We start from the raw sequence: 26,364 nt of genomic DNA, 5'->3' as shown, positions 1-26,364 counted from the left end.
CCACCGCGGGGCCGCGCCCCGTCATCCGAGTGAAGGGTCCGCCGACGATGTCGTACCCGCACCTTCCTCCCGCTCGCCCGCACCGCCGGGCGACCTCCCTGATCGCAGCGCTCTCGCTGATCCTGACCGCGCTGTTCGGCGCCACCCTGGCCGCGGCGCCCACCGCCTCGGCCGAGGGCAACGGCGTCGGCTCCACACCCGCCATGGGCTGGAGCAGCTGGAGCTACATCCGACACGATCCCACAGCCGCCAACATCGAGGCACAGGCCAACGCCCTGAAGTCCAGCGGGCTGAGCTCGGCCGGCTACATCTACGTCAACGTCGATGACTTCTGGTACGTCTGCCCGGGCAGCCAGGGTCCCAACGTGGACGCCAACGGCCGCTGGGTGACCAACACCTCGTCGTTCCCGGCGAGTTCGAGCGGCGAGAACGGCATCGCGGTCGTCGCCGACTACGTCCACTCGCTCGGTCTCAAGTTCGGGCTCTACGTCACACCGGGCATCTCCGACCAGGCGGTTTCGCAGAACTCCCCCATCCTCGGCACCTCCTACACGGCCGGCCAGATCGCCAACGGCTCCGGCGAGGCGAACTACAACTGCGGCGGCATGCAGGGGATCAACTACAGCGCGGCGGGCGCGCAGGCCTTCATCAACTCCTGGGCCGACGAGTTCGCCTCCTGGGGCGTGGATTACCTCAAGCTCGACGGCGTCGGCGACTCCGACGTCGGCGACGTGCAGGCGTGGTCGACCGCGCTGCAGCAGAGCGGGCGCGCGATCCACCTCGAGCTGTCCAACAGCCTCGACATCGCGAACGCCTCGACCTGGGCCCAGTACTCCAACGGCTGGCGCACCGGCGGCGACGTCGAGTGCTACTGCGGCAGCGACTCCAGCGGCAACCCGCAGCCGCTGACCAGCTGGGGCAGTGTGCAGGGCCGCTTTGCTCAAGTGGCCCAATGGCAGCCGTACGGAGGGCCCGGCGCGTTCAACGACTACGACTCCATCGAGTTCGGCGACGGCTCCACCATCGACGGCCTGACCACGGCCGAAGGCCAGTCGCAGTACGGCCTGTGGGCCATGGCCGCCTCCCCGCTGCTACTCGGCGTGGATCTGACCAAGCTCAACTCCGCCGAGGTCGCGGACCTCAAGAACGCGGCCGTGGTCGCGGTCGACCAGGACGGCATCGACGCCCGACGCATCGTCAGCAACGTCAACCAGCAGGCGTTCGCGAAGACCGAGCAGAACGGCGACGTCATCCTCGGGCTGTTCAACTACAGCGGCAGCGCCAGCCAGACCGTCACCGTCTCGCTCGCAGCCGCCGGGATCACCGGCAGCGCCACCGCCACGAACCTGTGGACCGGCGCGTCGGCCGGCACGCTCAGCGGGACCTACAGCGTCACGCTCGGCGCGGGCGCCTCGCAGTTGCTCAAGCTCGTGCCGGTCGCCGGAACCTCGGGCTCGACCACGTACCAGGCCGCGGCTTCGGCGAACACGCTGGCCGGCGGCGCCGCGACAGCCACCTGCAACTCCTGCCTCGGCGGCAAGAAGGTCGGCTTCGTCGGTGACGGCGGCACGCTGACGTTCAACAACGTGCAGGCGGCCTCAGCCGGCAACTACCAAGTGCAGTTCACCTACCTCGACGGGACGTCGGGGACGACCGTCGGCCGCTCGGCCACGATCTCCGTGAACGGCACGTCGGTGCAGACCCTCGCCTTCACTCCGACCGGCAGCTTCGCCAACCCGGGCACGGTCAATGTCTCGCTGCCGCTCAAGGCGGGGGCGAACACCGTGGAGTTGTCGAACGCCTCGGCCTACGCACCGGACTTCGCCGCGATCACCGTGCCCACCACGGCGACGAGCGCGTCCACGACCTACCTGGCCGCTTCGTCCTCGAACACCTTGGCGGGCGGTGCGGTGGTGCAGAGCTGCAGCACGTGCAGCGGCGGCCAGAAGGTCGGGTTCGTCGGCAACGGCAGCGGCACGCTCACCTTCAACAGCGTCAACGCGACCAAGGCCGGGGTCTACCCGGTGCAGATCGTGTACTGCGACGGCACGACCGGCACCAGCGGCCGCTCGGCGACCTTCACAGTCAACGGCGTGGTGGTGCAGACGAACGTCTTCACCCCGACCGGTGGCTTCTCGACGCAGGGGACGGTGACCGACTACCTGCCGCTCAAGGCCGGGGCCAACACGATCGAGATCTCGAACGGGTCCGCCTACGCTCCGGACTTCAACGCGATCGTCGTCAACCAGTAACGCGCCTGTCTTCCGTCAGCTCGCCGGGTTCTCGCGCCGCGCACCGAGCAGCGTGAGAACCTCGGCGAGCTGCCGGCTCTGCTCGGCGTGCTGCCGGGTGAGCCGCTCGAAATCGGCCTGCAGGATCGTCAGCAGTTCCTGGGACCGGCAGTCGGTCTCGTAGTCGTGCTGGGCCAGCTCGCTCGATATCTGGTCCGAGCGCTTGGCCGCTATCAGCAGGATCGCGCCCTGGAGCGCGGCCACGCAGGAGAGCACCAGGTTGAGCAGGATGAACGGGTAGGGGTCGAAGCCGGTGTTGCGGTTGACCAGCATCCAGACGGCCAGGAAGACGAGGCTGGTGAAGACGAACGCCCACGAGCCCATACTGTTGCGCATCCGGTCGGCGGCGCGCTCCCCCGCGGAGAGCTGGTCCCCGGTGCGGACTCCGTGGTTCCGATGCCAGGCCATCTTATCCAGCCCTTTCCGTTTCGATGCGCTCGACGAGTTTCCCGGGAGCATAGCCGAGGGCGAAATCGGTGGCCTGGCGCAGGGCCCGGTGGAACTCGGCCGGGTCGTCGGGGCGGTCGGAGCGTTCCAGCAGGACCTGCAGCGCGGCGCTGACGGCGCCGATGAAGGAGCCGGTCACCGCGGCGGCGGTCACCTCGTCGAGCGTGTCGGGGAAGGCCTCGGCGAGATGCCCGGCGATCTCGCGCTGGGCCTCGAGCTGGATCTGCAGCGCGCGGCTGCGCACGGCCGGGACGGTGCGCAACAGACGCAGCCGGAGTGCAGCGAGGCCGCCTGACATGTCGTCACTGTGCTCGCTGACGTTGCGCAGCGCGCGCAGCAGTACGTCGGCCGGCCCGTCTTGCGGGCCCCGGGCGGCGATGGCCTCGACGGTGGCGCGGACCCGCGCGTCGCTCTCCGGGAAGAGCAGCTCTTCCTTGCTGGCGAAGTAGTTGAAGAACGTCCGGCTGCCCACCTCGGCGGCGGCCGCGATGCCGGCGACGGTGGTGCGCTCATAGCCGTCGCGGTCGAAGAGCTCCATCGCCGCGTCGATCAGCGCCTGGCGGGTGCGGGCCCGCTTCCGGTCGCGCAGGGAGGGCGCGGGCTGCGTCGGCTGCGTCGGCGAAGAATCCTGGTCGCTCACGGCCGCAGTCTACGATAACGGCGGCAATTTTGCAGTGATTGCATTTTTGCAGCGGCTGCACGTATGCTGGAGCCATGACGGATGTACTGATCTCCGGGGCGGGCATAGCCGGCTCGACCCTCGCTTACTGGCTCGCCCGCAACGGGCTGCGTCCGACGGTGGTCGAGCGCGCGCAGGGGATGCGGTCGAGCGGCAACCCGGTGGACGTGCGCGGGCCCGCCGTGCCCGTAGTCGAGGCGATGGGGCTGGCTGATCGCCTGCGCGAAGCGGCCACCGCGACCACCTCGATCGGCCTGGTCGACGCGGACGGACGGCCGATCGCGCGGATGCGCACGCCGGCGGCGCGCGGGCGCCGATCCGAGGTCGAGGTACCGCGCAGCGACCTCGCGGCGATCCTCTACAAGGCCGCAAGCTCCGACGCGGAATTCCTGTTCGACGACACGATCACATCGCTGCGACCGGATGGCGACGGCGTCGAGGTCGAGTTCGACCGCGCCGCGCCACGGCGCTTCGACCTGGTCGTCGGCGCCGACGGCCTGCACTCGACGGTACGTCGGCTCGCCTTCGGGGCCGAAGCCGCGTACCTGCACCACCTCGGGCTCTACGTCGCGACGCTCGCGCTCGGCCGTCCCGCCGAGCGGGGCGACGAGGTCGTACTCTTCAACGCTCCAGGCCGGCTCGCCTCCATCCATCCCGCGCGCGGCTCGGCGCTGGCCGCGTTCATCTTCCGCGGGCCGCCGATAGCCGACTTCGACTATCGGGACACCGCCCGGCACCGGCAGATCGCTCTCGAGGCCTATGCCGGACTCGGCTGGCAGGTGCCCGCGCTGCTCGACGCGCTCCGAACGACCGACGACTTCTACTTCGACGCCGTGAGCGCGGTCCGGGTCCCGTCGTGGTCCCGCGGACGCATCACTCTCGTGGGTGACGCCGCGTCATGCGTGTCCCTGCTCGGCGACGGCTCGAGTCTCGCCATCGCCGGCGCGCGCACGCTCGCCGACGCGCTCGCCGGCCACCACGACGTCGCCGACGCGCTGCGCGACTACGAGCGCAGACACCGCAAGCTGGTCGCGCCGAAGCAGCGCAACGTGCGCATGGCCGCCGGGTTCCTGGTCCCGAAGACGCGGCTCGGCGTCGGCACGCGCAATCTCGCCGCCAGGGTGCTGCCCTGACCCTCTGATGCACGGGGCCGTGTCGGAAGAACGGGTGGCGTACCGGGCCGGGACGACTGTGTCGATCTTGGGTGGGTAGGCACGCTGATACCAACTGACGGATCATCAGAAAGCCTCCCCATGGCCCTTTCGCAAGTCACCCTGGTCGCGTCCAGCGCGGCGCTGGCGGTCGCCCTCGCCACCACGACCGGGATCGCCCCCGCCCACGCCGCCGCCGAGCGCTCCCACGGCGCGCCGATGCGCCTGGCCCCCGTCTTCCCGGTCAGTCCCCCGTTCGTACCAGGCGCCGTCGCCCCGCAGGCCTCGGGCAACACGACGAGTTCGAACTGGGCCGCCTACGCGGAGACCGGCGGCACCTACACGTCGGTGAGCTCGAGCTGGGTGGAGCCGACGGTGACGTGCACGTCGAGCGGCATCGTCGCCTTCTGGGTCGGCCTCGACGGCTACGGCAGCTCCTCGGTCGAGCAGACCGGCACCGGCGCGGACTGCTCGACCGGAATGCCCGTCTACTTCGCGTGGTGGGAGACGTACCCGCAGAACGCCATGCAGGAGTACAAGGACGCGGTCGCGCCGGGCGACGTGTTCGACTCCACCGTGACCAGCCTCGGCAGCGGGCAGTACGAGCTCGACCTCAGCGACACCACCAAGGGTTGGACCGAGCACAACAAGGTCGCCGCCCCGGACGCGCTCAACGCCAGCGCCGAGATCGTGGCCGAGGCGGTGACCGAGGGCGACAGCATCTCCGCGCTGCCCGACTTCGGCTCGGTCCACTTCACCGGCTCGCAGATCAACAAGGCCGCGCCGCAGGGCGCGGAGCCGATCGACCTGGCCGGTTCGAACGGGACTGTGCTGGCCCACACCGGTGCGATCGACGCGTCGGGCAACTTCACCATCACCTATCAGGGCTCGACCGGCGCGCCCGACACCGCGCTGAGCGGGGCGAAGTCCGTTCCGCTCAAGCTGGCTCCCGCGCACGCGTAGTGGCCATGGCGGCCGACGGGCTAGCCTGCTCTCGTGGGTGTTGACCTGGTCTTGTTGCCACGGGTGGCCTATCGGGGGCGCGAGATCGCCGGAGCCCGACTGGGCAACCTGCTCGCCATGCTGGCCGAGGACCTGCGGGCGGGCTGCAGCACGGCCCGGCTGGTCGAAGGGCTCTGGCCGGACGACCAGCCGGAGCACCCGACCCGGGCCCTGCAGGTGCTGGTCTCGCGGGCCCGGGCGCAGCTCGGTCCCGACGCCATCGCCAGCACACCCGTCGGCTATCGGCTCCTCCTGAGCGAAGACCAGGTCGACGCAGCCGCACTGCCGGCATACGCATCGGCCGCAGCACGAAGCGCGCACGCGGGCGACCACGCTGACGCGCTCGCGCAGGCCGAAGCCGGCCTGGCCTTGTGGGATGCCGCGCCGAGCGGGTCGGCCGAGTCGAACGACCCGCTCGCCGAACTGCGCGCGGCCAGGGCAGTGGCATACCGGGCGCTGGCGCGCAGCCGCGCGCTGGCGCTGTGCCAGCTCGGCCGACGAGCCGAGGCCGCCGAGACGCTAGCGGAGCTGATCCGCGAGCAGCCCGGCGACGAGGAGGTGCTGGCTCAGCTGCTGCTCGCGGAGGCCGACACGCTCGGCCCCTCCGCAGCACTGACCAGATACGACGCGTACCGGCGCAGATTGCGCGAGCAACTCGGCAGCGACCCGGGCGTCGAACTGCGGCAGGTACACCGCCGACTGCTCGAGGAGGGGACCCCAGCCGTCCGGCGGGGCATCGTGCACGAGCCGAACGCACTGCTCGGCCGGGACACCGACATCGCAGCAGTGCACGAACTGCTGCGCACCTCGCGCGTCGTCTCCGTCATCGGCCCGGGTGGCCTGGGCAAGACCCGCCTTGCGCACGCGGTCGCGGAGGGCGCCGAGCAGCGCACCGTTCATCTGATCGCACTGGCCGGAGTCACCGCGGACGACGACGTGACCGGGGAGGTGGCGTCCGCGCTGGGCGTCGGCGAAGGGCTCGGCCCGGTCGGCCACCGCGCCGTGCCGACCGATGCGGTCGCGGGCATCGCGAGCGCGCTCGGATCCGGGCCGGCGCTGCTCATCCTCGACAACTGCGAGCACGTCCTGCGCGGTGCGATGGAGCTGGTGCGCGGCCTCGTCGCGACCAGCCGGGATCTTCGAGTACTGACGACAAGCCGCGCACCGCTCGGTCTCTCGTCGGAGTCCGTGTACATGTTGCCGGAACTGAGCCTGACCACCAGCATCGAGCTGTTCCGGCAGCGGGCCAACGCGGCGCGCCCTGGCATCGACGTACCCGAAGACACCGTCCGGCAGCTGTGCGCCCGCCTCGACGGGCTGCCGCTCGCGGTCGAGCTGGCGGCGGCGCGGGTGCGGGTGATGTCGGTCACCGAGTTAGCCCGGCGTCTGGACGACCGCTTCGCCCTGCTGCGCGGCGCGGCGAACGACGCGCCGGAACGGCACCGCACCCTGCACGCGGTCATCGACTGGAGCTGGAACCTGCTGGCCGCGCCGGGGCAGGAAGCCATGCGCAGCCTGTCGATCTTCCCCGGCGGGTTCACCGCCGACTCCGCGCGCCATCTGCTCGGCCAAGGCGAGGACGAGGACGCCGTCTGGGATGTGCTGGAGCTCCTGGTCGACCAGTCACTTCTGCAGGCGGCGGACGCCGGCTCGGGCACGCGCTTCCGGATGCTCGAGACCGTGCGCGAGTTCAGCGCGGCGCGGCGCCGGGAGGCGGGCGAGGAAGAGCTGATAGTGGGCCGATTCCTCGGCTGGGTAAGCGAATTCGGCATCGCTCACCACGAAGCGATGTTCGGACCGGACCTGGTCACCTCGGCGGCGCGAACCCGCGACGAACAGGAGAACCTGCTGCTGGCACTGCGGATCGGGCTCGAACGCGAGCACGGAGGATCCGTCGCGGCCGCGTGCGCCGTGCTGGGCGCGCTGTGGATGTTCGAGGCCGACTTCACCCGGATCTCCGGGATGGCCGGGCAGAGCGCGCCGTTCCTGGCCCGCCTGCGGCCCGAACCGGAGCTCGTCGAGGTCACCCGGACGGCGAGCGCGCTGACCGCGATCAGCGCCCTGATCCTCGGTCATCCCGCCGCCGCGCGCGCCCTGGTCGCCCTGCGGCGGCTTCCGGCGGCTTCGCCGGACACCCCGGCCCGGGCGACCGCGCTCGTCCTCGCCACACTGGCCGAATCCCGCGCGGATCAGCTCTCGACGCTGAAGTCGCTGTGCGACGGGGATGAGCCGCTGCTGGCCGCGATGGCGAACATCATGGCCGGCTTCGTGTGGCAGAGCATGAACGATCCGGGCGGCGCGTTGCAGGCGGCCCGGCGCTCGCTCGCGGCGTTGGACGGGCTCGACGAGCAGCAGTTCCCGTGGTTCCAGGTCCTCACGCACAGCCGGATCGGCGAGCTGTGCCTCGATCTGGGCCGGGGCGACGAGGCGCACGAGCACTTCGCCGCGACGCTCTCGATCCTGGACGGGCTGCCGGGGCTCAACGCCTTCGAGGCCGGATCGAGCGCGTCCCGGGTGCGTTCCGCGATGGTGCTGGCCAACCTGCAGCGCGGCGCCGTCGACGAGGCGGAGCACTGGCTCGAGCTGGCGCTGCGTCAGGACGGGCCGGACGGCGCCGGACTGCCCGGCTTCGACATCGTGGCGCGGGCCGAGATCCAACTGGCCCGAGCGGAGGTCGAGGACGGGCTGAGGTTGTGGCGCCAGGCCGCTGAGACCCTGCCGGATCCGGGCGAGTCGGCGGCGCGGACCGAGCCGTTGCAGGAGAGCTGGCGGCTGGAGGTCGAGGCGATGACCGTGATCGCCCACGCCCAGCACGGTCGGCTCGCCCTCGTCGGAGGGCTGGCCGGCCGGCTGCCGCGCGTGGCCGCCCGGATGATCGTGAACGGGGCCGAGGGCGCGACGTCCTATGCGCACTTCCCCTACTTCGGCATGCTGCTCCTCATGCTGGCCCTGCTGGATCTCGACCGCGGCCGGCGCACCGGGGACGCGCGCGCCCTCGAGTCCGGTGCGCGGATGGTCGCTCTGGCCGAGCGTTTCCGCTTCAAAGGCGGGTTCCACCCGACGATGTCGGGGGCCGAGGCCCGCCGCCTCGCCGAGGAAGCGGACAAGCCGGCGTACACCGAGGCAGGCTCGGCATACACCGGCTTGGACGCCGACTCGCTGCGGGCCGCCGCGGCGGCTGCCGTGCTGGCCCGCGAGGAGTTCACCGCGTCGGCTCCTTCTTGAACAGCCTCACCGCCCAGAGATAGCCGACCACGGACAGGCCCACGCACCAGGCGAGCGCCACCCAGCCGCCATGGCCGATCGACGCGCCGGTCAGCAGGCCGCGCAGAGCGTCGATGACCGGCGTGAACGGCTGGTTGTGCGCGAACCAGCGCACCCCGGTGCTCATTGACGCGGTGGTGACGAAGGCGCTGGAGACGAACGGGAGCAGCTGCACCAGCAGGGTGAAGCCGCTGGTGCCCTCGGCGTTGGGCGCGGCCAGGCCGATCGCCACCGCCAGCCAGCTCAGGGCGAGGGTGAGCAGCGCGACCAGCCCGGCCGCGGCGAGCCACTGGAGCGCGTCGGCGTTCGAGCGGAAGCCCATCAGCAGCGCGACGCCGACGAGCAGTACGGCGCTGATCAGGGTACGGATCAGGGCCGCGACGACGTGCCCGGTGAGCACCGAGGCACGGGAGATCGCCATGGTGCGCATACGGGTGATGATGCCCTCGGTCATGTCCCGGTTCACCGCCAGCGCAGTGGACGAGGCCCCGTAGCCCACGGTCATCAGCAGAATGCCGGGCACGACGTAGTCGATGTACTTGCCGCCGGCCGGCGCGCCGCCCATCCCGGCGCCGAGCGCGCCGCCGAAGACTCCGACGAACAACAGCAGCAGCAGGGCCGGCACCGCGAGGGTCACCACGATCGTCACCGGATAGCGCACGGTGTGCAGCAGAGAGCGCCGAAGCATCGTCGCCGAGTCGCGCGCGGCGTAAGTAAGGGTGCTCATCGGGCGGATTCCTCTCGCTCACGGGTGGTCGCAGAAGCCTGTTTCTGTATGACGGCGTTATCAGGGGCCTGGCCGTCAGTGCCCTGGTTCTCGGCGGTGGGCCGGCCGGTGAGCGCGAAGAAGACGTCGTCGAGGTCCGGGATGTGCACGGAGAGCCCGTCCACCTCGATCGCGGCGGCTTCGAGCCGGGCCAGCAATGCTCGCAGGGCACTGACGCCGGCGTCGCCGGGCACGTTCAGGGACAGGCCGTCCCCGCGCGAGGCGCCCTCGAGCAGCGCGGCGGCAGCGGCCAGGTGGGCCTCGTCGGCGAACTGGAGCTGGATGTGCCCGCCCGGGACGAGGCGCTTGAGCTCGGCCGGGGTGCCGCTGGCCACGATCCGGCCCTGGTCCAGCACGGCGATCCGGTCGGCCAGTTCGTCCGCCTCGTCCAGCTGCTGGGTGGTCAGGAAGATGGTCACACCGCGGCCGACCAGGTCCCGGACGATCTGCCACATGGTGCGGCGGCTGCGCGGGTCCAGGCCCGTCGTCGGCTCGTCCAGGAAGATCAGGCGCGGCTCGCCGACCAGCGTCATCGCCAGGTCGAGCCGGCGGCGCATGCCGCCGGAGTAGGTCGAGGCCCGCTTGGAAGCCGCGTCGAGCAGGTCGAAGCGGGTGAGCAGGTCCTGCGCCCGGGCGCGCCCCTCGGCCCGGGACAGGTGCTGGAGCGAGGCCATCAGCAGCAGGTTCTCCCGGCCGGTGAGCAGGTTGTCCACCGCGGAGAACTGTCCGGTCACCCCGATCGCGCCGCGCACCGCGTCGGGCTCGCGGACCGGGTCGTGGCCGGCCACCCGCAGCTCACCGCCGTCGGCGCGGATCAGCGTGGACAGAATCTGCACGGCGGTGGTCTTGCCGGCTCCGTTCGGGCCGAGCAGGCAGAAGACCGTGCCTTCCGCGACGCTCAGGTCCACCCCGTCGAGCACGACCTTGTCGCCGAACGATTTCCGCAACCCGGTCGCCGTGACGGCCGGACCGGGCAGAGCGCGATCCATGACTCTCCTCCGTTACCGCGGCCGGTCGGCCGCGTCGGGAAGAGCATGAGCGCGGCGGGATTCACCGCTGTTTCACGGCGCTTTCACGCCCCCTGGAGCCGCGAAACCGGCAGGCGGCACGTGAAGAGCGCGACTGCCTCCGGCCCGGCCGGGGACCGCCGGCGCGGGTCGGGGGCAGCCGCGGATCGGGGCGCGATCAGCGGCCGGTCTCCCAGTCGTGCTTGACCTGGGTCAGCCGGATCGCGTTGCCGGACGGGTCGCGGAAGCCGGCGTCGATGCCGTACGGGCGCTCCTCCGGCTTCTCCTGGAACTCCACGCCGCGCGCGGAAAGGTCCTCGTACGCGGCCTGGCAGTCGTCGGTGGTGAGGAACAGCGCTCCGCCCACACCCTTTTCGAGCAGGCTCTGAAGCGCGTCCGTGGTCTCGCGGTCGAACATGGGCTCGCCCGGGATCGCCATGAGCACGATGGAGGTGTCCGGCTGGCTCGGCGGCCCTACCTGGAGCCAGCGGAAGTCGCCCATCTCGGCCATGGTGACGTCGGAACGCACCTCCATCCCGAGCTTCTGGGTGTAGAAGGCGAGTGCCTCGTCCTGATCCCGGACGAAGAGCTGGTAGCTGGAGAGCTGGAACATCGGGAGCCTCCGTGGTCGATCGTCTATCCCGTGGACGATCTCAACGCTAGTCAGCCCTCGCCTTGCCCGTCTTCTCGAAACGTCCGGTGCCGCGGGCGCCCGTAGGCCCGCTGGACGCACCACGGGACGGGGACCATCCGAGCGGCCGGCGGGAACGCCGCGCGGTACTGGGTGGGCGTGCGGCCGTACATCCGCACGAAGCTGGTGGTGAACGAGCCGACGCTGGTCAGCCCCACGCTCAGGCAGATCTCGAGCACCGGGTAGTCGGTGGCGCGCAGCAGCGCGGCCGCGCGCTCCAGGCGCCGGGTGAGCAGGTAGACGTGCGGGGGCTGGCCGAAGGCGCGCCGGAACTCCTGGCTGAAGTGCGCGCGCGAGTAACCCGCGGCACGGGCCAGGTCCTCGACGGTCAGCGGCTCGGCGTAGTGCGCGTCGGCGAGGTCTTTGGCGCGCAGCAGATGCCGCCCGGGCGTGACGGGGGCCATGAACCGATGCTAGGCACGGGCGCCGACAATTTCGCGTCGGACCCGCGTCGGACGCGCGACGCCGTGGTCAGGCCTGGCCAGGTCCGGTCGATCGCGGTCAGATCTTCTTCCCGGGGTTCATGATGCCCAGCGGGTCGAGCGCCCGCTTGATCGCGAGCTGCGCGGCCATGGTCGCCTCGCCGAGCTCCGCGCCGAGCCAGTGGCGCTTGAGCGTGCCGACGCCGTGCTCGCCGGTGAGCGTGCCGCCGAGTTCCAGCGCGACCCGGAAGATCTCGTCCGCGGCGTCCCAGACCGCCTGCGGGATCTCCGGCAGTCCGCGCTCGAACACGAAGACCGGATGCAGGTTGCCGTCTCCGGCGTGCGCGACGGTCGGCACGGCCAGGTCGTGCGCGGCAGCCGTGCGCTCGACCGCGGCGAACATCTCCGGGAGCTTGGATCTGGGCACGCACACGTCTTCGATCAGGCACGCGCCCGCCCGCTCGATCGCGGTGAAGGCCATCCGGCGCACGTCGAGCAGCTGCGCGGCCTCCGCCTCGTCGTCGGAGACGACGACGATCGAGGCGCCGCCCTCTTCGCAGCATCGCGCCATCACCTGCGCCGCGTCGGCCGCGTCCGGGCCGTCGGCTTGGCACAGCAGCATCGCCTGCGTGCCCGGGTCCAGCCCGATGCCGCGCCACGCGTCGAGCGCCTCGAGCGTGGCGCGGTCCATCAGCTCCAGCAGGCTCGGCCCGACCGAGCGGCGCACGATCGCCCAGACCGCCTCGGCCGCGGCGACGACGCTGCCGAACTCGGCCGCGACCGTGACCGGCGGCGTCCGCGGGGCCGGGCGCAGGCGCAGCGTGGCCTCGGTGACGATGCCCAGGGTGCCCTCGGAGCCGACCAGCAGGCCGGTCAGGTCGTACCCGGCCACGCCCTTGACGGTGCGGCGGCCGGTGCGGATGAGCGAGCCGTCGGCGAGCACCGCCTCGAGGCCGAGCACCGAGTCGCGGGTGACGCCGTACTTGACGCAGCGCAGGCCGCCGGCGTTGGTGGCGACGTTGCCGCCGATGCTGCAGGTCTCGAAGCTCGACGGGTCCGGCGCGTACATCAGGCCGTGGGCGCGCGCGGCGCGGTCCAGGTCGGCATTGATCACGCCCGGTTCCACCACGGCGATCTCGTCGGCCGGCGAGAGCTCCCGGATCGCCTTCATCCGGGCTACCGAGACGACCAGGCAGCCGTCCGTGGTGGCGGTGCCGCCGACGATTCCGGTGCCGGCGCCGCGCGGGATGACCGGCACGCGGTGCTCGGCCGCCCACCGCACCGCCGCCTGCACGTCCGCGGCGGTCTCGGCCAGGACGACGGCACAGGGCCGGCCGGGGGTGACGTAGGAGTGCTCGTCGTGGCAGTAGTCCGCCACGCGCTCGGGGTCGGTGACCGCCTTGGCCGGACCGAGTCCGTCCACCAGCTGCCCGATCTGCGCTGCGGTGAGCGGCACGGCCGCCTCCCAGTCCTCGCTCCGGCGTGATCGCTGACGTCCCCTGCTTATTGTTATAGGGGGCGAGTCAAGGGGCGAGGCGGCGGCGGACGGGGCGGAGAGCGCGGGAGGCGGGCGTCCCGTGCCGGTGTCGTCGGCGGGACGACACCGGCACTCCCCTGTGAGGGACGAGCCCGGCACTTGCCCCCGTAGCGGTGCGGTTGGGCTGGTACTCATGCTGGTGCACGAAGGCCGGGTCAGGCAACGGATTTCGTAGATCGTGAGACGCAGATGCCTGTCTCAAGGCTCTGAACAGCACTTTGAGACGTAGCACCGACGATTGTGAGACACCATGAGATGCGGCGGGTTCCGGAACATCGGGTGCGTCCACCTGCCGCGCGTATCGGCGGCATCCGGTAGCGTCAGTCCGTGGGCCGGCGGCTCGCCGGGCCCGCGGTACTGATTCCGAGGGGGACGCCGCCATGCGACCGATGTACGCCGACTTCACCGTGGACCCGCCCCGCCTCGGCGGCGCTTCGATCCGGACCGCGGACGCAGGGCCGGTCGACGTCGCAGTACACTTCGTCGCCAACCACGTGATCCTCGGGCCTGGCGAGAGCGTGATTCTCGAGTTCGCCGACGGCGCGCTCACCGGTCGGGAGGCGACTCTCGGCGTGACCGCGCTGGCCTCGATGGCGGGCGACGCGCTCGGCCACGCCCCGCTGACGCTGGCGCTCAACGGCCACGAGATCGTCAGTGGCCTGACGATCCCCGGTGGTGGCATCCCGCAGGATCTGGTGTACGCGATCCCACCCGAATGGCTCAACCCGCAGGGCCCGAACACGCTGACCGTGTCGAACGGCAAGGGCGCGCGCACCTTCCTGTGGCTCTACCGCGTGACGCTGGAGGACGGCTCGGACCGCGGCGGGGCGAAGCGCGAGCTGGACGCGGGGTCAGCCCGAGAAGCGGTGTTCACCTACCGGACCATCACCCGTTCGCCGGACCGGTCGCAGACTGCTGAAGGCCCGGAGCTCCGGCTGCACCTCGACCGCGCCGAAGCGTCCCTGCCGAGCCAGCTCTCGTGGACGGCCGCGGACGGGATGCACAGCGCGATCAGCTTCCAGTCGGCGATGGACGAGTTCAGCGGCGTCTTCCGCTACCCGCATGGCGAGCCCGTCACCCTGCACGGCTACCTCACCGAGCGCGCCGAGTACGACCCCGACGACGAACCGGCGGGCACCCGGACCTTCGAGGTGGCGTGCAGCTGGGGCAACTCCGGCTGGAACCCCGGAGCACCGTTGCGGATCCTGCTCGACGACGGCCGCAGCGGTGAGCTGGACCACGTGGCGTGGCGCGACCAGGCCGGCAACAGCGCCTCGATCTCGTTCACTCAGAACCGCTCCGGCTTCATCGGCTACTACCAGCGTCGCGGCGAAGGCCCGATCGGCATGCGCGGCAACGAGATCGGCGCCGACCTGCCCATCCCGGTGGCCACCGTCGCGTCGCAGGAGCCTGTCGAGGAGCACTCCGCGGCCGGCGTCGCGGACGAGCTGATGGATGAGCTGACCGCGATCGGCCGGCAGGTGCTGACCGTCGCCGAGGACGTCACGAGCCGCGTGGCCGACTGGCTGCGCGACCGCCGATAACGCGGTTCCGGAACCGAATCCCGCCTCGGAGCGATCCTGGAGGGCAGTACCCGCTTTGATGTGAAAGGGCCATCCATGACGCTGCCCCTGCTGCTGGACGCGGTCGTGTACGACTGCGACGGACTGCTCGCCGAGACCGAGAGCGGATGGACGAGGGCTGAGACGGCCCTGTTCGCGGAGCACGGCTTCGGCTTCGGACCGGCCGAGAAGCAGCTGCTGGTGGGCGGGACACTCGCGGCCGGGGGCGCGGCGATGGCCCGGTACTTCGGCAAGCCCGAGGCCGGCGCCGAACTGGCCGAGCGGCTGGCCGAACTCGTCTGGAAGGAGCTGCTCGCCGGGGCCCCGGCGCTGCCCGGGGCCCGCGACCTCGTGAGCAGGGTGCGCGCGCAAGGGATTCCGTCGGCCGTGGCCAGCAACAGCCCGCGGCGCTTCGTCGAGGCGACGCTGGCGTCGGCAGGGCTCGACGACCTGTTCGAAGTGATCGTCACCGCCGACGACGTCGAACACGGTAAGCCGGCGCCCGACATCTACCTGCGCGCCTGCGAGCTGCTCGGGGCCGCACCGAGTGCCACGGTCGCCTTCGAGGACTCGCGCACCGGCGTCGCCTCGGCCCGCGCGGCCGGCATGTTCGTGGTCGGAGTCCCTTCGACGCCCGGCGCCGCGCTCGAGGCCGACGCGTCGTTCGAAGCCCTCTCGGATCGTGCGCTGCTCGCCTGGGTGCGGGACTGCTCCACGCGCTGATCGAACCGCGGCCCGGCCGCACTTGCCAGCCCCTCGACCAAGTAGCACACTTGTTCGAAGGAGGGCTTGCCGTGACCGCATCAGTGACGCCGTTCGACCTGGCCGCTCGGGGCTTCGCCCTGTTTCCGCTGCGGCCGGACTCCAAGCTGCCCGCGGTCTCCCGGGACTGGGAGCACGCCGCGACCACCTCGCCGCTCCGGCTGCGCCGGCTGAGCGCGGACCCGCGCGCGAACTACGCGGTGGCCTGCGGGCCGAGCAACCTGATCGTGCTCGACCTCGACGTGGCCAAGGAGCCGGAGGCCGAGCCCGGCGGCGCGCGCGACGGCTGGCGGGTGCTGCTCGACCTCGCCGAAGACCGGCCGATCCCGCGCACCTTCACCGTCGGCACGCCCAGCGGCGGCCGCCACCTCTACTTCCGCCCGCCGGTGGACGGCCCGACGCCGCGCAACACGGTCCGGCGGCTCGGCCCGCTGATCGACACCCGCGGCGTGGGCGGCTACGTGGTCGCCCCCGGCTCGCGGATAGGCGGCGTGCCCTATCGCGTACTCGACGACGCGCCGATCGCCGAGCTGCCCGAGTGGATCAGCACCCTGCTGCTGCAGACGGAGCCGCGCCCGGCCGTGGACGGCCCGCTGCCGCTGGCCAGCACGATGACCGCGCTGCGCAACCGGCTGAGCGACGCCTACGCCCGCAGCGCGCTGGAGCGCGAGGTGGCCCGGGTCGAGGCGGCCCGCGTGGGCACCCGCAACGACACGCTCAACCGGGCCGCCTACAACCTCGGCACACTGATCGGAGTGGGTTTGTTGGATCAGGCACAGGTCGAGGCCGAGCTCACCCGGGCGTCGCTCGCCGTCGGCCTGGACGCGCGCGAGACGGCGGCCACGCTGCGTTCCGGGCTCACCGCCGGCGTCGCCAGGCCGCGGCCGCTCCCGACCGTGCCCGGCAGCGGAATCGGCGGAGCCGGCGGCGGCGAGCAACTGCGGCTGGCCGAGGAGCCGAGCGCGCTCCGGCAGCCCCCGCGCATCGGGTCAGCCCTCGAAGCAGACTCCGAATCCGCCCGCCCGGCCGCCGCGGCCCGGCTCGAGGACACGGCTCCGCTGGCCGCCTCGTCGAAGCGGCGCGCCACGGCGAGCGAGCCGTCCGGTGTGCTGATCCCGGCGCGCGAGCCGGAACCGGCCGACTGGCCGCGGTTGTTCGGCCCGCACGTGCGACTCGGCAAGATCGCCGCGGCCCTGCGCCGCGAACTGCGGGAGTCAGTGCCCGCGCTCACCTTGCCGCAGGAGCAGGAACCCTGGTCCGACCATCGGATCGACGAAGCAGCGGCCGACCTCGTCGCCGCCCTCGCACGGCTCGACGACGCCTACGACCAGGGCGCCTGTGCTTCCAGGCCCTTGGTGACGGCCGTACGCTGGCACCTGATCCGCACGCTCGCCGACCTCCTGCGCGACCTGCAAGACGAGCTCGCGGACATGGCCTCCGGCCAGCACCGCCGGCGCGAGCAGCCGCTCTCCCCGACCGCCTTCGCCCTCGTCCAGGCCCTGTGTTCGGCCGCGTGCCTGCGGATCTCGGCGCTGGCCAAGGAACTGACCACGCAGCTCGCGGTCGAAGGCCAGCGCCGCTCGCCCCTGTGGAACGCCGTCCGCAGGCTCCAGCGCTCGGCCGAAGCCGTCTCCGTCCTCTGCGTCGGCACGCCGTCGCGCTACACCGTCGCCCGCACCGCCCTCGAATCGCAGCTCACTGCCATGCGCGCCGCCTGATCTCCGGCCTCGCCGCTGCTCGGCTCAAGGCTGAATCGAGCGCGTGAAGGCAGTGACCAAGCCGTCGATGAAGTCCTCGTCGACGGGGTCGCCGGTGATCAGGACGCGGTGGTAAAGGGGGCCGACGAGGCGGTCGAGTGCTGCCGCGGAGTCGAAGTCGGCGGGGAGTTCGCCGCGGGCGGCGGCGCGGTCGAGGGGCAGCTGGTCGCGGCGGCGCTGGGCGTCGAGGTAGCGGGCGCGCAGGGTGGCGGCGAACTGCGGGTCGTGCTGGGCGTGGCCGATCAGGGCGCGGAAGACCGCGCCGGCGTGGTCTTCGCGCAGGAACCTGGCCAGCCGGTTCAGGTGCTCGCGCAGGTCGCGGCCGAGGTCGCCGTGGTCGGCCTCGACCAGGTCCTCGGCGGCGTCCTCGAGGAAGGCGTCGAGCAGGATGTCCGTCTTCGAGGCCCACCAGCGGTAGATCGTCTGCTTGCCGACGCCCGCGGCGGCCGCGACGCCCTCGACCGTGACACCCCCGAAACCCCGCTTGACCAGCAGGTCGTCGGCCGCCTGGAGCACCGCGCGGCGCGCGTCCTCGCTGCGGCCGTGCCGGTTGCCGTGATGGCGCCGGGTTCCCGATCCGTCCGTCCCCGCCTGCTCCACACCGTCTCCTCGCGTCTTCGCGGCGCCGTCCGTCGCTACCAGGATAGGCGCCCGACAGCTAGACAAGACGAGACGGTCCGTCTACTCTAGCTCGCGTGACCTCCCTCAACACCCTGCAACAGCCGGCCGTCTCCGGCGTGCTCGAGCGCCTCTTCGCCGCCGCCGACCAGGACGACGCGGCCGCACACCGCGCCGCCGCCGCGTTCCCGGCCGGCTTCGAACCGGACACCTCCCAGGAACGCGCGGACTTCTACGCCGAGGTCTACATGCCGGTCTCGCCGGAAGCCGGCCGGTTGCTCTACAGCCTGGTCCGCGCCACCCGGCCGCGCACCGTCGTCGAGTTCGGCACGTCTTTCGGCATCTCCACGTTGTACCTGGCCGCGGCCGTGCGGGACAACGGCGCCGGCCGGGTGGTGACCACGGAGATGTCCGCGGCCAAGATCGCCGCCGCACGCCGCACCTTCGCCGAGGCCGGGCTGGACGACGTCGTCACCCTCCTCGAGGGCGACGCGCTCGAGACACTGCCCGGGCAGATCGAAGCAGGCGTCGACTTCGTCCTGCTCGACGGGTGGAAGCAGCTCTACGTGCCCGTGCTGCAACTGCTCGAACCACATCTGGCGCCGGGCACGCTCGTGCTCGCCGACGACACGGAGATGTCCGTCGTGAAACCCTATCTCGACTACGTGCGCGATCCGGCGAGCGGGTATCAGAACACGTCGTTCCCGGTGGCCGACGGGGTGGAGATCAGCTGCCGTCTGTGAGTCAGTGGCAGGTGCCGACCCAGGTGCGGTAGACGAACAGCTCGTTGTGCGCCCCGGGCAGGCCGTACTTCTCGTAGGGCACCGTCTCGACCAGGGTGAAGCTGTAGTCGTCCTGGTCCTGCGGCCGGGACGCGACGACGTAGCAGGGGTGGGCGTCGTTCAGCGCCGCGGCCTTCTCGTAGATCCCCGGGACCGAGGTCGGATCGGCCAGGGCCTGGGCGCCGTCCGGCGAGTAGTAGCCGTCCCAGTCGAGCCCCGCGTCGATGTGCTCGGGCGACGCGGCTCCGCTGGCAACCAGCTGCTGCGCGACGCGCCAGTTGGCCGCGTCGTACGACAGCGCGTTGGCCGTCAGCGCCGCGGTGACCAGCGCCAGGAACACCCCCACCCCTGCTGCGAACCCCTTGCGCAGCCGGCTGCTCAGACCCAGCCGCAACGGCTCGCGCAACAGCATGGCCGCGGTCGGCAGCGCCATGGGGAAGATGTAGCGGTCGAACAGGATCTCGCCCTCGAACACCTCCAGGAAGGTGCCGAACAGCGTGAAGAGGAGGAACAGCGCCAGTTCCGGCCGCAGTGTGCGCATCCGGTCCACCGCCAGCCCGACCAGCAGCGAGGTCGAGACGATCGCCAACGGGAACATCAGGTCCCAGGCCGTGCGCGGGATGACGTCGGGGCGGTGGCCCAGGTAGGCGGACGAGTACGCGCCCTCGATCAGGAAGTAGTTCTGCGGGAAGCTGACGCCGTACCAGAGCACCCCGACCGTCGTGACCAGCAGGGTGCGCCTGGACCAGGCCCGCGCCGAGGGCGAGAAGGTGGAGGGCCGGGCCACCAGGAACACCAGCGGGCTGACCACCAGGCCGAGCAGCAGCACGCCGCCGAGGAAGCCGGCGATCACCGCGCTCATGTCCGGCCGGGAGATCTGCTCGAAGGTGGGCGAGGATCCGTTCGGCAGCGTGCGGCGCCAGAGTTCGAACGCCCCGGCGGCCGCGCCGAGCACGACGGTGAGCAGCCCGAACCAGATCAGCATGCCGCGCCGGCGCAACCGGGGCCGCAGCAGGGCCGCGAGGAGGACCGCCACGGTGGCCGCGATCGTCTGCTCGCGCACGGTGAAGCCCCACAGGCCGACCAGCCCGCACAGCGCGAACAGCGTCTTCGACCCGCGCTCGATCGCCCGGCGGCCGAGGGCGAGGGTGAGCGTGGTCGCGGCGAACGCCGGGATGTCCGTCATCAGCGACGTGCTCAGCAGGCCGTAGCAGGGCCAGCTCGCCATCACCAGCAGGCCGAGCGCGGCGCGGCGCGAGCCGGTGACCCCGCGCAGCACGTCGAAGGCGGCCGCGAGGGTCACCACCGACAGCGCCGCGATCGTGCAGGACTGGGAGGCGATGGTGCGCCCGAGCGGGCCGAGCGGCACGATCGCGCCCAGCAGCGACATCGCGTTCCAATTGAACAGCCTGATATGCCCGGTGCGGGCGAAGATCTCCGCGGTGCGGCTGAAGGCCCAAGTGTCGTTGTGCGGGACGTGGATGCTGCCGGTCTTCCAGGCCAGCGCCAGCGGGCCGGCCACGCCGAGCAGGAGGGTGGCGAGCAGCGCGGTGATCGTGACCAGGTGGCGGGGCAGGGGGCGGCTGCGCGGTCGTGCGGGCGGCGCGGGCGCGGGGGTGGCCGGCTGCGCTGCTACCCGTGAAGCGGCCGTGTCGGTCGTCATCGTCTGGCCGTGCCTTCCGCCCGCGGACGCGCTCGCCGCGTCCGGAGGGGCCGATTCTATCCAGCCCGCCGCAGCCCCCGCGCCGCGCCCGGATCACGCCCGCCCGGACTTCTTTCGCAGCGCGAGCGCGGCGGCGCCGATAACCTGGGGCGGGACACGGGCGGACGGCGGCGAGGAGCCGGAGTATGGATCGGCAGGGACAGGAGCGGCCGATAAACCCGCGCCTGCGGCAGGTTTCGGACTACTCCTGGCGCATGCTCGTGCTCGGATTGGCCGCGTACGTGGTCTTCCTCGTGCTGATGCGCTTCGAGCTGGTGTTCGTGGCGCTGTTCATCGCGCTGATCGTCACCTCGCTGCTGCGCCCGCCGGTGAACGTGCTCTCCCGGTACCTGCCGCGGCCCCTGGCCGTGCTCTTCGCCGCGCTCGGCGGGATCGCGGTGATCGCGGGCGTGTTCATCTGGGCCGGCACCTCGGTGGCCGGGGAGTCCGACACGCTCAGCAACGACTTCCGCGGCGGTGTGGACCGGATCGAGGTCTGGCTCGAGGGCAAGCCCTTCCACGTCGACCCGCACACGCTGGACAACCTGCAGGGCAAGCTCACCTCTTATGTCGAGGCGCACCGCACGACGCTGATCAACCAGGCCCTGAACGGCGCCGGGCGGATCGTGGACGTGCTCACGGTGCTCGCGCTGGCGGTGTTCTGCTCGATCTTCTTCACCAGCTCCGGCGACCGGATGTGGCACTGGTTCCAGGATCAGCTGCCGGGCGGCCTGCGCCCGATCTGGGCGCAGTGCGGGAACACGGCCTGGCACACCTTCGCCGGCTACACCCGCGGGATCATCCTGGTCGCCGCCGCGAACGCGATCATGGTCGGCGTCTCGCTGTGGCTGCTCGGCGTCCCGCTGGTGCTGCCGCTGACCATCCTGGAGTTCACCGCCAGCTTCATCCCGCTGGCCGGCTCGCCGATCGCGATGGCCGTGGCCACCGTTGTGGCGCTCGCGTCCAAGGGCGTGACCACGGCGGTCATCGTGCTGGTGCTGATCGTGGTGTTCGGCCAGATCGAGGGGCACGTGCTGCAGCCGTTCGTGATGGGCTGGGCCGTGCGCCTGCACCCGGTGGCGGTGGCGGTCAGCGTGATCGCGGGCACGATCTCGGCCGGCCTGCTCGGCGCGGTCGTGGCGGTGCCGCTGGTCTCGATCGCCTGGGCGGTGGTGCGCGAGTTGCGCGGGGACCCGCCCGAGGGCGATCCATCGGTGCCGGCGACCGCGGCCGCAATCGCGGGAGAACCCGCCGTGCCGGCGCAGGCGGCCGAGACGGCGGATCAGCCGCAGATCGCCACCGATCTCGACTAGAGCGATTTGATGATCGGCTGAGTGTTGGTGGGGCGTGAGCGTGGTGGTCTGTCGGGTCGGGGTAGTTGTCTGGGTGTGGGCGGCCGCTTCGCGTCGCCCGTCTCATCTGACCACCCACCCGTTGCGTCGGCGGGGAGGGCTGGGGTTTCAAGACGAAAGTCGCCGCTGGCAGGCCCTTCCTCGGAGAGAGTGCCGGGGTCTGCGGGGTGCTGTCGTTAGTGGGGCGGGCTGGGGTTCGGGGTGGTGGGGTTGCGGGGGTGTGCTCTCTCCTCGGTCGGTCCCCGGAGGCAATCAGGGACCTGTCGGGAGGTCAAGCGGCGATAGCTTCCGCTGATGGTCGATTTTGCATCGCGCCGCTTGACCTCCCGGCAGAACCCTGATCGGGCTTCGCCTGCCCGACCGAGGAGAGAGCCCACCCCCTGAGGTCCGGTACGAGCTGCGCTCGGGCCCGGGTCCCATCCCGTGGCCCGGTCGCGCTCGGTGCGGAAGAATCCTGCATCGCCTTGGCCCGAGCATCTCGATCCTCGATCCGCGCGATCGAGTCCCGTGTCGCGGTCGCGCTCGGTGCGGAAGGATTCTGCATCACCTTGATCCGGCCATCCCATCCTCGATCCGCCCGAAGGGTCGGTGCCCGGGTCGCACTTGATGTCGGATCCTGCACGGCCTCGGCGCGATCGACCCCGATCCCAGATCTCGCAGCAGAATCCCGCAGGCGAGCCGCGCCCGATCCGGAAGGATTCTCCATCACCCTGGTCCGATCGGCCCGGAGCTCACGCAACGCGCAAGATCGCGTGGCTCGGTCGCACTCGAGGACAATTCCTGCACCGCTTTCGGCCATACCCCCTCCGCCACCTGCCCAGCCACCGCGTCCACCGCCCCTCCCGTCATAAGCCGAGATCCCCGTACGTTTCCATGCTAGACGCTAACACTGACAAAAGTCGTGTATCCGGTATCTACCGGATAAGCGAAAATCCCGGAGATTTCCGGGGAACTCGGGCGCGCTCCCCGACGTTGAAAGAGGTAGAGAAGAGAAGCGCAGCCCAGAACGGCGATGCATGATCGTGCATCAAGCGCGACCGGGCCACCGGACGGGACTCGGCCCGAGCGCAGCTCGCACTGCCCCCTCAGGGGGTGGGTTCTCTCCTCGGTCGGGCAGGCGAAGCCCGGTCAGGGTTCTGCCGGGAGGTCAAGCGGCGCGATGCAAGATCCAGCATCAGCGAAAGCTACCGCCGCTTGACCTCCCGGCAGGTTCCTGATTGCCTCCGGGGACCGACCGAGGAGAGAGCACACCCCCGCAACCCCACCATCCCGAACAACAGCCCGCCCCGCCACGCCGGCACCCACACGAACCCGGCACTCTCCGAGGGAAGGGCCCCCGCCGGAGGCGAAAGCTTGAAACCCCAGCCCACCCGCCAACGCAACGGGTGGGCGGGTGGTCAGACAAAACGGGCGACGCGAAGCGGCCGCCCACACCCTGACCCGACAAGCATCCCACGCCCCACCAACGCTCAGCCGATCATCGAATCGCGATAGAAGCCAAGCGACGTGGGCCTGCCCGCCGTCTGCCTCGTTGTTCACGCCGGATCAGACGTCGGTCAACCCCGCCTCGTGGGCCAGCAGGCCGACCTGGGTGCGGTTGGCGCAGCCGAGCTTCTCCAGCATCCGCGGGGCGTAGCCCTTGATGGTGGCCTCGGACGGGTAGAACCGGTCCGCGATCTGGGCGTTCGACAAGCCGGAGCCGAGCAGCGCGAGGACCTCGATCTCGCGCTTGGTCAGCGAGCCGACCAGCTTCCTGGCCCGGACACGGGCGGCGCGCGCTTCGGCAAGGGATTCGCGAGTTGACGCGGCCGGGTCAGGATTCTGCGGCGGCACGGTCGAGCCACTCCAGCATCAGCGCGTCGAACAGCTGAGGCTGCTCGATCTGCAGGTTGTGGCCGGCCACGTCCAGCACGGCGAAGCTCGCGCGCGGGTAGTGCGGCAGCAGCGCTAACTGGTCGAGGTAGCCGACGCTCTCGTCCTGGCGGCCCGTCAGAATGAGAGCCGGGCGGGTGTAGGGCGCACCGCCCTCCGGATCCTCGCTCAGCTGCCAGTTGGCGCGGATGCGGGCCATCGCGACGGTGTCGGCGGCATCGAGGCCACTGAGCACCTCGTCCACGAAGCGCCGTGCGGTCTCGGGGGACTGGACGACCGCGACCTCCGCGTACTCCTTGGCGACATGGGGTTCGAGGCCGGCGAGGACCTCCGCGTCCGGACGCAGCACCTCCAACGCGGGCACGTTGCGCTCGGCCTGTTCGAGCGCGGTGCCGATCGGGCAGATCAGCGCCAGCCCGAGGACCTGCTCCGCGCGGCGCCGGGCCAGCGCGCGGGCGAGGTAGCCGCCGTAGGACTCGCCGACCAGTAGGAACGGCTCGGCTCCGATCTCGCGCTCGATGAACTCCTCGACCGCGCGCAACAGGTCGTCGGATCCGTTGACCGAGGCCGGGGCGAACGAGGCGCCCATGCCCGGCAGGTCCGGGTAGAGCCTGCGGTAGCCGGGCCGGGCGGCGAAGACCGGTTCGAGGCAGCCGAGCATCAGGCGATGGTCCGGCTTCCAGCCGTGCAGGGCCAGCACGGGGACGCCGGCGCCGCGCTCGGCGAAGTTCAAGGCCACCGTCGTGGTCCCGGTCATGTCCGCTCCTTGTCAGTCGGGATTCTCCTGTTTGATCATCCTGACATCGACCACCGACAGCGATCTGCGGCCGGGACGGTTCCCGGCCGGACTCCTTGACGCCCCGTCAGCTCGGCGGTACGTTCCGCTGCAAGGTTAGTAAAGGTACCTTACTTGCGGGTGGAGGGCGCGATGCGGCTCGGGCGATCGCGGCGGCACCGGTGGGCGGCGGCTCTCGGGGGGATCGCCGCCTTCACCGTCATCGGGCTCCTGCTGGCCGAGGTACTGACCGGGCCGGGGCACGGGACGGGGGCGGGCGCCGCGCTGGGCGTCCCGGATCCGGCCGCGGCGACCAGGATCGACCTCAAGCCGGGACCTGCCGACGCGGTGCTGACCGGCCGAGGCGATCTGACCAGGCTCGGGCTCGACGATGCGGAGCCGACGCTGAGCCCGAGCGCCCTGACCTCAGGACACTTCGGCAAGCGCGTCGCCTATCCGGTCGACGGCAAGATCTACGCTCAGCCGCTGTACGTCCCGCGGCTCGACATCTCCGGCGCCGCGCACAACGTCGTCGTCGTGGCGACCGAGCACGACTCCGTCTACGCCTTCGACGCGGACGCGACCTCCGCCGCGACCCCGCCGCTGTGGCACGTCTCGTTGCTGCAGCCCGGCGCCCGTACGTTCGATGCCGCGACCGACCGCGTGGCCAAGAACCGGCTGTGCGACTCGGTCGTGCCCGAAGTCGGCATCGCCAGCACTCCAGTGATCGACTGGAACACCAAGACCATCTACGTCATGGCCCTCGACGTCGAGCAGGGACGGATGACCTACCGGCTGCACGCGCTCGACTTGTATACCGGTGCTGATAAGCGCGCAGCCGCCACCGTCGCAGCATCCGTACCCGGCACCGGGCTGGACGCGGCGCATGGCACGGTGACCTTCACGGCTTCCGAGCAGCAGCAACGGATGGCGCTGACCGAGGTCGACAGCGTCGTCTACGCCGGCTTCTCCTCCTGGTGCGGGTTGGCCCCGTACCACGGCTGGGTGCTGGGCTACTCCGCGGCGACGCTCGCGCAGTCAGTGGTCTACAACACCTCGCCGAACGCCTGGGGTGCCGGGCTGTGGGAATCAGAGAGCGGATTCAGTGTCGACGGGCACGGCCATCTCTACCTCGTCACCGGGAACGGCCCGTTCGACCTCGACCGCGGCGGCCGGGACGCGGGTGACTCGGTGCTCGAGACCGTGCCGCAGAACGGGACGCTGCGGGTCCTCGACTCGTTCACGCCCTTCGACCAGCTCTGCCGAGCCGAGCATGACCAGGATCTCGGCTCCGGCTCGCTGTTCGATGTGCCCGGCGCGCACGAGTACATCCTGTCCTCCAAGACCGGCTCGGTATACGTGCTCTCCCAGGCCGGTCTCGGTGGCTACCACACGATTGCCACGCCGTGTAAGAGCTCTACCGAGGGCCGGACCGATGTCGACCGGATCAAGCAGGAGCTGACCGTTGGCACCGTCCCGGGCGGCATGTGGGGCACCTGGGCCTTCTGGTCGCAGAGCACTGGCTCGTCTGCGGAGTACGTGTACGGCAGCGGCGCGAACGGACGTCTGACCCAGTGGCGGTTGCTGCCCGGGGGCACGATCGATCCCACGCCGGTAGCGCAGGCGCCGCTCGCCTTCAGCTATCCGGGCGCGATCCCGGTGGTCACCGGGGACCGCGACCGGTCCGGCTCCGGCGTGGTGTGGACAGTGGACCAGACGCACGGCGCCACGCTGCGGGCCTTCGCCGCCGCCGACGTCTCCCGGCAGCTGTGGTCCAGCGCCGGCGACGCCACGCGTGACGGGCTCGACCAAGGCGAGTTCGACCACTTCACCGTGCCGACGACGGCGGACGGCCTGGTGATCATCGGGGATCAGGGACACCTGGAGATCTACGGAACGCTCCAGGGCTGAGAAAGGCACGGGCC

At 71.2% G+C, this 26,364-nt stretch carries 21 protein-coding genes; 10 read left to right on the top strand and 11 right to left on the bottom strand.

The features are described 5' to 3' along the window. Positions 1-47 precede the first annotated feature (47 nt). Positions 48-2,252 carry an alpha-galactosidase D gene (locus ACTRO_RS41070; RefSeq protein ID WP_063628170.1) on the top strand — a complete coding sequence of 735 codons (2,205 nt, stop codon included), beginning with the start codon at positions 48-50 and terminating at the stop codon, positions 2,250-2,252. A gap of 15 nt (positions 2,253-2,267) precedes the next feature. Here the strand turns inward: ACTRO_RS41070 and ACTRO_RS41065 are convergent, their stop codons facing one another. Together ACTRO_RS41065 and ACTRO_RS41060 are read right to left on the bottom strand one after the other, a co-directional pair. Then, entirely contained in the window at positions 2,268-2,699 is a 432-nt protein-coding gene (locus ACTRO_RS41065; RefSeq protein WP_051452180.1) for a DUF1003 domain-containing protein, read from the bottom strand. A 1-nt stretch (position 2,700) separates the two neighbouring features. After that, complete coding sequence (locus ACTRO_RS41060) at positions 2,701-3,378, bottom strand: TetR/AcrR family transcriptional regulator (RefSeq protein WP_051452179.1); 678 nt, start codon at positions 3,376-3,378, stop codon at positions 2,701-2,703. 74 nt (positions 3,379-3,452) lie between these two features. Between ACTRO_RS41060 and ACTRO_RS41055 the strand changes: the two genes are divergently transcribed. The 3 genes from ACTRO_RS41055 (at position 3,453) to ACTRO_RS41045 (ending at position 8,795) form a co-directional block, all read left to right on the top strand. Beyond that, a complete protein-coding gene (locus ACTRO_RS41055; protein WP_034271893.1) occupies positions 3,453-4,550 on the top strand; it encodes an FAD-dependent monooxygenase in 1,098 nt (365 codons plus the stop codon). A 120-nt stretch (positions 4,551-4,670) separates the two neighbouring features. Then, positions 4,671-5,531, top strand: coding sequence for a G1 family glutamic endopeptidase (locus ACTRO_RS44645; RefSeq protein WP_051452178.1), 861 nt, complete (start codon positions 4,671-4,673; stop codon positions 5,529-5,531). A 33-nt stretch (positions 5,532-5,564) separates the two neighbouring features. After that, positions 5,565-8,795 (top strand): AfsR/SARP family transcriptional regulator, encoded by a 3,231-nt coding sequence (locus tag ACTRO_RS41045; protein ID WP_034271891.1) that lies wholly within the window; start codon positions 5,565-5,567, stop codon positions 8,793-8,795. On the opposite strand, the gene ACTRO_RS41040 is transcribed toward ACTRO_RS41045, so the two are convergent. From ACTRO_RS41040 to ACTRO_RS41020, 5 genes are all read right to left on the bottom strand, one after another. Next, the gene (locus ACTRO_RS41040) at positions 8,773-9,561 is read right to left on the bottom strand and encodes an ABC transporter permease (protein WP_034271889.1); all 789 of its coding nucleotides are present in this window, start codon (positions 9,559-9,561) and stop codon (positions 8,773-8,775) included. The genes ACTRO_RS41045 and ACTRO_RS41040 overlap by 23 nt on opposite strands. Continuing rightward, positions 9,558-10,589: an ABC transporter ATP-binding protein gene (locus ACTRO_RS41035; RefSeq protein WP_051452177.1), complete on the bottom strand. Its 1,032-nt coding sequence runs from the start codon at positions 10,587-10,589 to the stop codon at positions 9,558-9,560. The genes ACTRO_RS41040 and ACTRO_RS41035 overlap by 4 nt, the downstream gene beginning before the upstream one ends. A gap of 196 nt (positions 10,590-10,785) precedes the next feature. After that, positions 10,786-11,220: a VOC family protein gene (locus ACTRO_RS41030; protein ID WP_034271887.1), complete on the bottom strand. Its 435-nt coding sequence runs from the start codon at positions 11,218-11,220 to the stop codon at positions 10,786-10,788. 50 nt (positions 11,221-11,270) lie between these two features. Further along, positions 11,271-11,702: a helix-turn-helix domain-containing protein gene (locus ACTRO_RS41025; protein ID WP_034271885.1), complete on the bottom strand. Its 432-nt coding sequence runs from the start codon at positions 11,700-11,702 to the stop codon at positions 11,271-11,273. Positions 11,703-11,799: 97 nt separating this feature from the next. Beyond that, positions 11,800-13,176, bottom strand: coding sequence for an FAD-binding oxidoreductase (locus tag ACTRO_RS41020; protein ID WP_245594636.1), 1,377 nt, complete (start codon positions 13,174-13,176; stop codon positions 11,800-11,802). A 461-nt stretch (positions 13,177-13,637) separates the two neighbouring features. On the opposite strand from ACTRO_RS41020, the gene ACTRO_RS41015 reads away from it, so the two are divergent. The 3 genes from ACTRO_RS41015 (at position 13,638) to ACTRO_RS44640 (ending at position 17,299) form a co-directional block, all read left to right on the top strand. After that, complete coding sequence (locus ACTRO_RS41015) at positions 13,638-14,801, top strand: hypothetical protein (protein WP_157436733.1); 1,164 nt, start codon at positions 13,638-13,640, stop codon at positions 14,799-14,801. Between the two features lie 75 nt (positions 14,802-14,876). After that, positions 14,877-15,542 carry an HAD family hydrolase gene (locus ACTRO_RS41010; protein ID WP_034271883.1) on the top strand — a complete coding sequence of 222 codons (666 nt, stop codon included), beginning with the start codon at positions 14,877-14,879 and terminating at the stop codon, positions 15,540-15,542. A 71-nt stretch (positions 15,543-15,613) separates the two neighbouring features. Then, positions 15,614-17,299: a bifunctional DNA primase/polymerase gene (locus ACTRO_RS44640; RefSeq protein ID WP_169740028.1), complete on the top strand. Its 1,686-nt coding sequence runs from the start codon at positions 15,614-15,616 to the stop codon at positions 17,297-17,299. A 24-nt stretch (positions 17,300-17,323) separates the two neighbouring features. Here ACTRO_RS44640 and ACTRO_RS41000 read toward each other — a convergent pair whose 3' ends face one another. Further along, positions 17,324-17,938, bottom strand: a complete 615-nt coding sequence (locus ACTRO_RS41000; RefSeq protein WP_034271881.1) for a TetR/AcrR family transcriptional regulator — start codon at positions 17,936-17,938, stop codon at positions 17,324-17,326. Positions 17,939-18,033: 95 nt separating this feature from the next. On the opposite strand from ACTRO_RS41000, the gene ACTRO_RS40995 reads away from it, so the two are divergent. Continuing rightward, positions 18,034-18,699, top strand: coding sequence for an O-methyltransferase (locus ACTRO_RS40995; RefSeq protein WP_034271879.1), 666 nt, complete (start codon positions 18,034-18,036; stop codon positions 18,697-18,699). Position 18,700: 1 nt separating this feature from the next. On the opposite strand, the gene ACTRO_RS40990 is transcribed toward ACTRO_RS40995, so the two are convergent. Beyond that, positions 18,701-20,401, bottom strand: a complete 1,701-nt coding sequence (locus ACTRO_RS40990) for a glycosyltransferase family 39 protein (RefSeq protein ID WP_034271877.1) — start codon at positions 20,399-20,401, stop codon at positions 18,701-18,703. A 185-nt stretch (positions 20,402-20,586) separates the two neighbouring features. Between ACTRO_RS40990 and ACTRO_RS40985 the strand changes: the two genes are divergently transcribed. Further along, a complete protein-coding gene (locus ACTRO_RS40985) occupies positions 20,587-21,753 on the top strand; it encodes an AI-2E family transporter (RefSeq protein WP_063628169.1) in 1,167 nt (388 codons plus the stop codon). A 1,584-nt stretch (positions 21,754-23,337) separates the two neighbouring features. Here ACTRO_RS40985 and ACTRO_RS40980 read toward each other — a convergent pair. Continuing rightward, positions 23,338-23,625: a response regulator transcription factor gene (locus tag ACTRO_RS40980; RefSeq protein ID WP_063628168.1), complete on the bottom strand. Its 288-nt coding sequence runs from the start codon at positions 23,623-23,625 to the stop codon at positions 23,338-23,340. Beyond that, positions 23,606-24,421, bottom strand: coding sequence for an alpha/beta fold hydrolase (locus tag ACTRO_RS40975; protein WP_034271875.1), 816 nt, complete (start codon positions 24,419-24,421; stop codon positions 23,606-23,608). The genes ACTRO_RS40980 and ACTRO_RS40975 overlap by 20 nt, the downstream gene beginning before the upstream one ends. Before the next feature lie 171 nt (positions 24,422-24,592). Between ACTRO_RS40975 and ACTRO_RS40970 the strand changes: the two genes are divergently transcribed. Further along, positions 24,593-26,350: a hypothetical protein gene (locus ACTRO_RS40970; protein WP_034271873.1), complete on the top strand. Its 1,758-nt coding sequence runs from the start codon at positions 24,593-24,595 to the stop codon at positions 26,348-26,350. Positions 26,351-26,364: the final 14 nt, after the last annotated feature.

The sequence above is a fragment of the Actinospica robiniae DSM 44927 genome, assembly GCF_000504285.1.
GTDB classification, from domain to species: domain Bacteria; phylum Actinomycetota; class Actinomycetes; order Streptomycetales; family Catenulisporaceae; genus Actinospica; species Actinospica robiniae.
The sequence above is the reverse complement of the archived record's forward strand: the minus strand, read 5'-3'. Positions and strand labels throughout refer to the sequence as shown.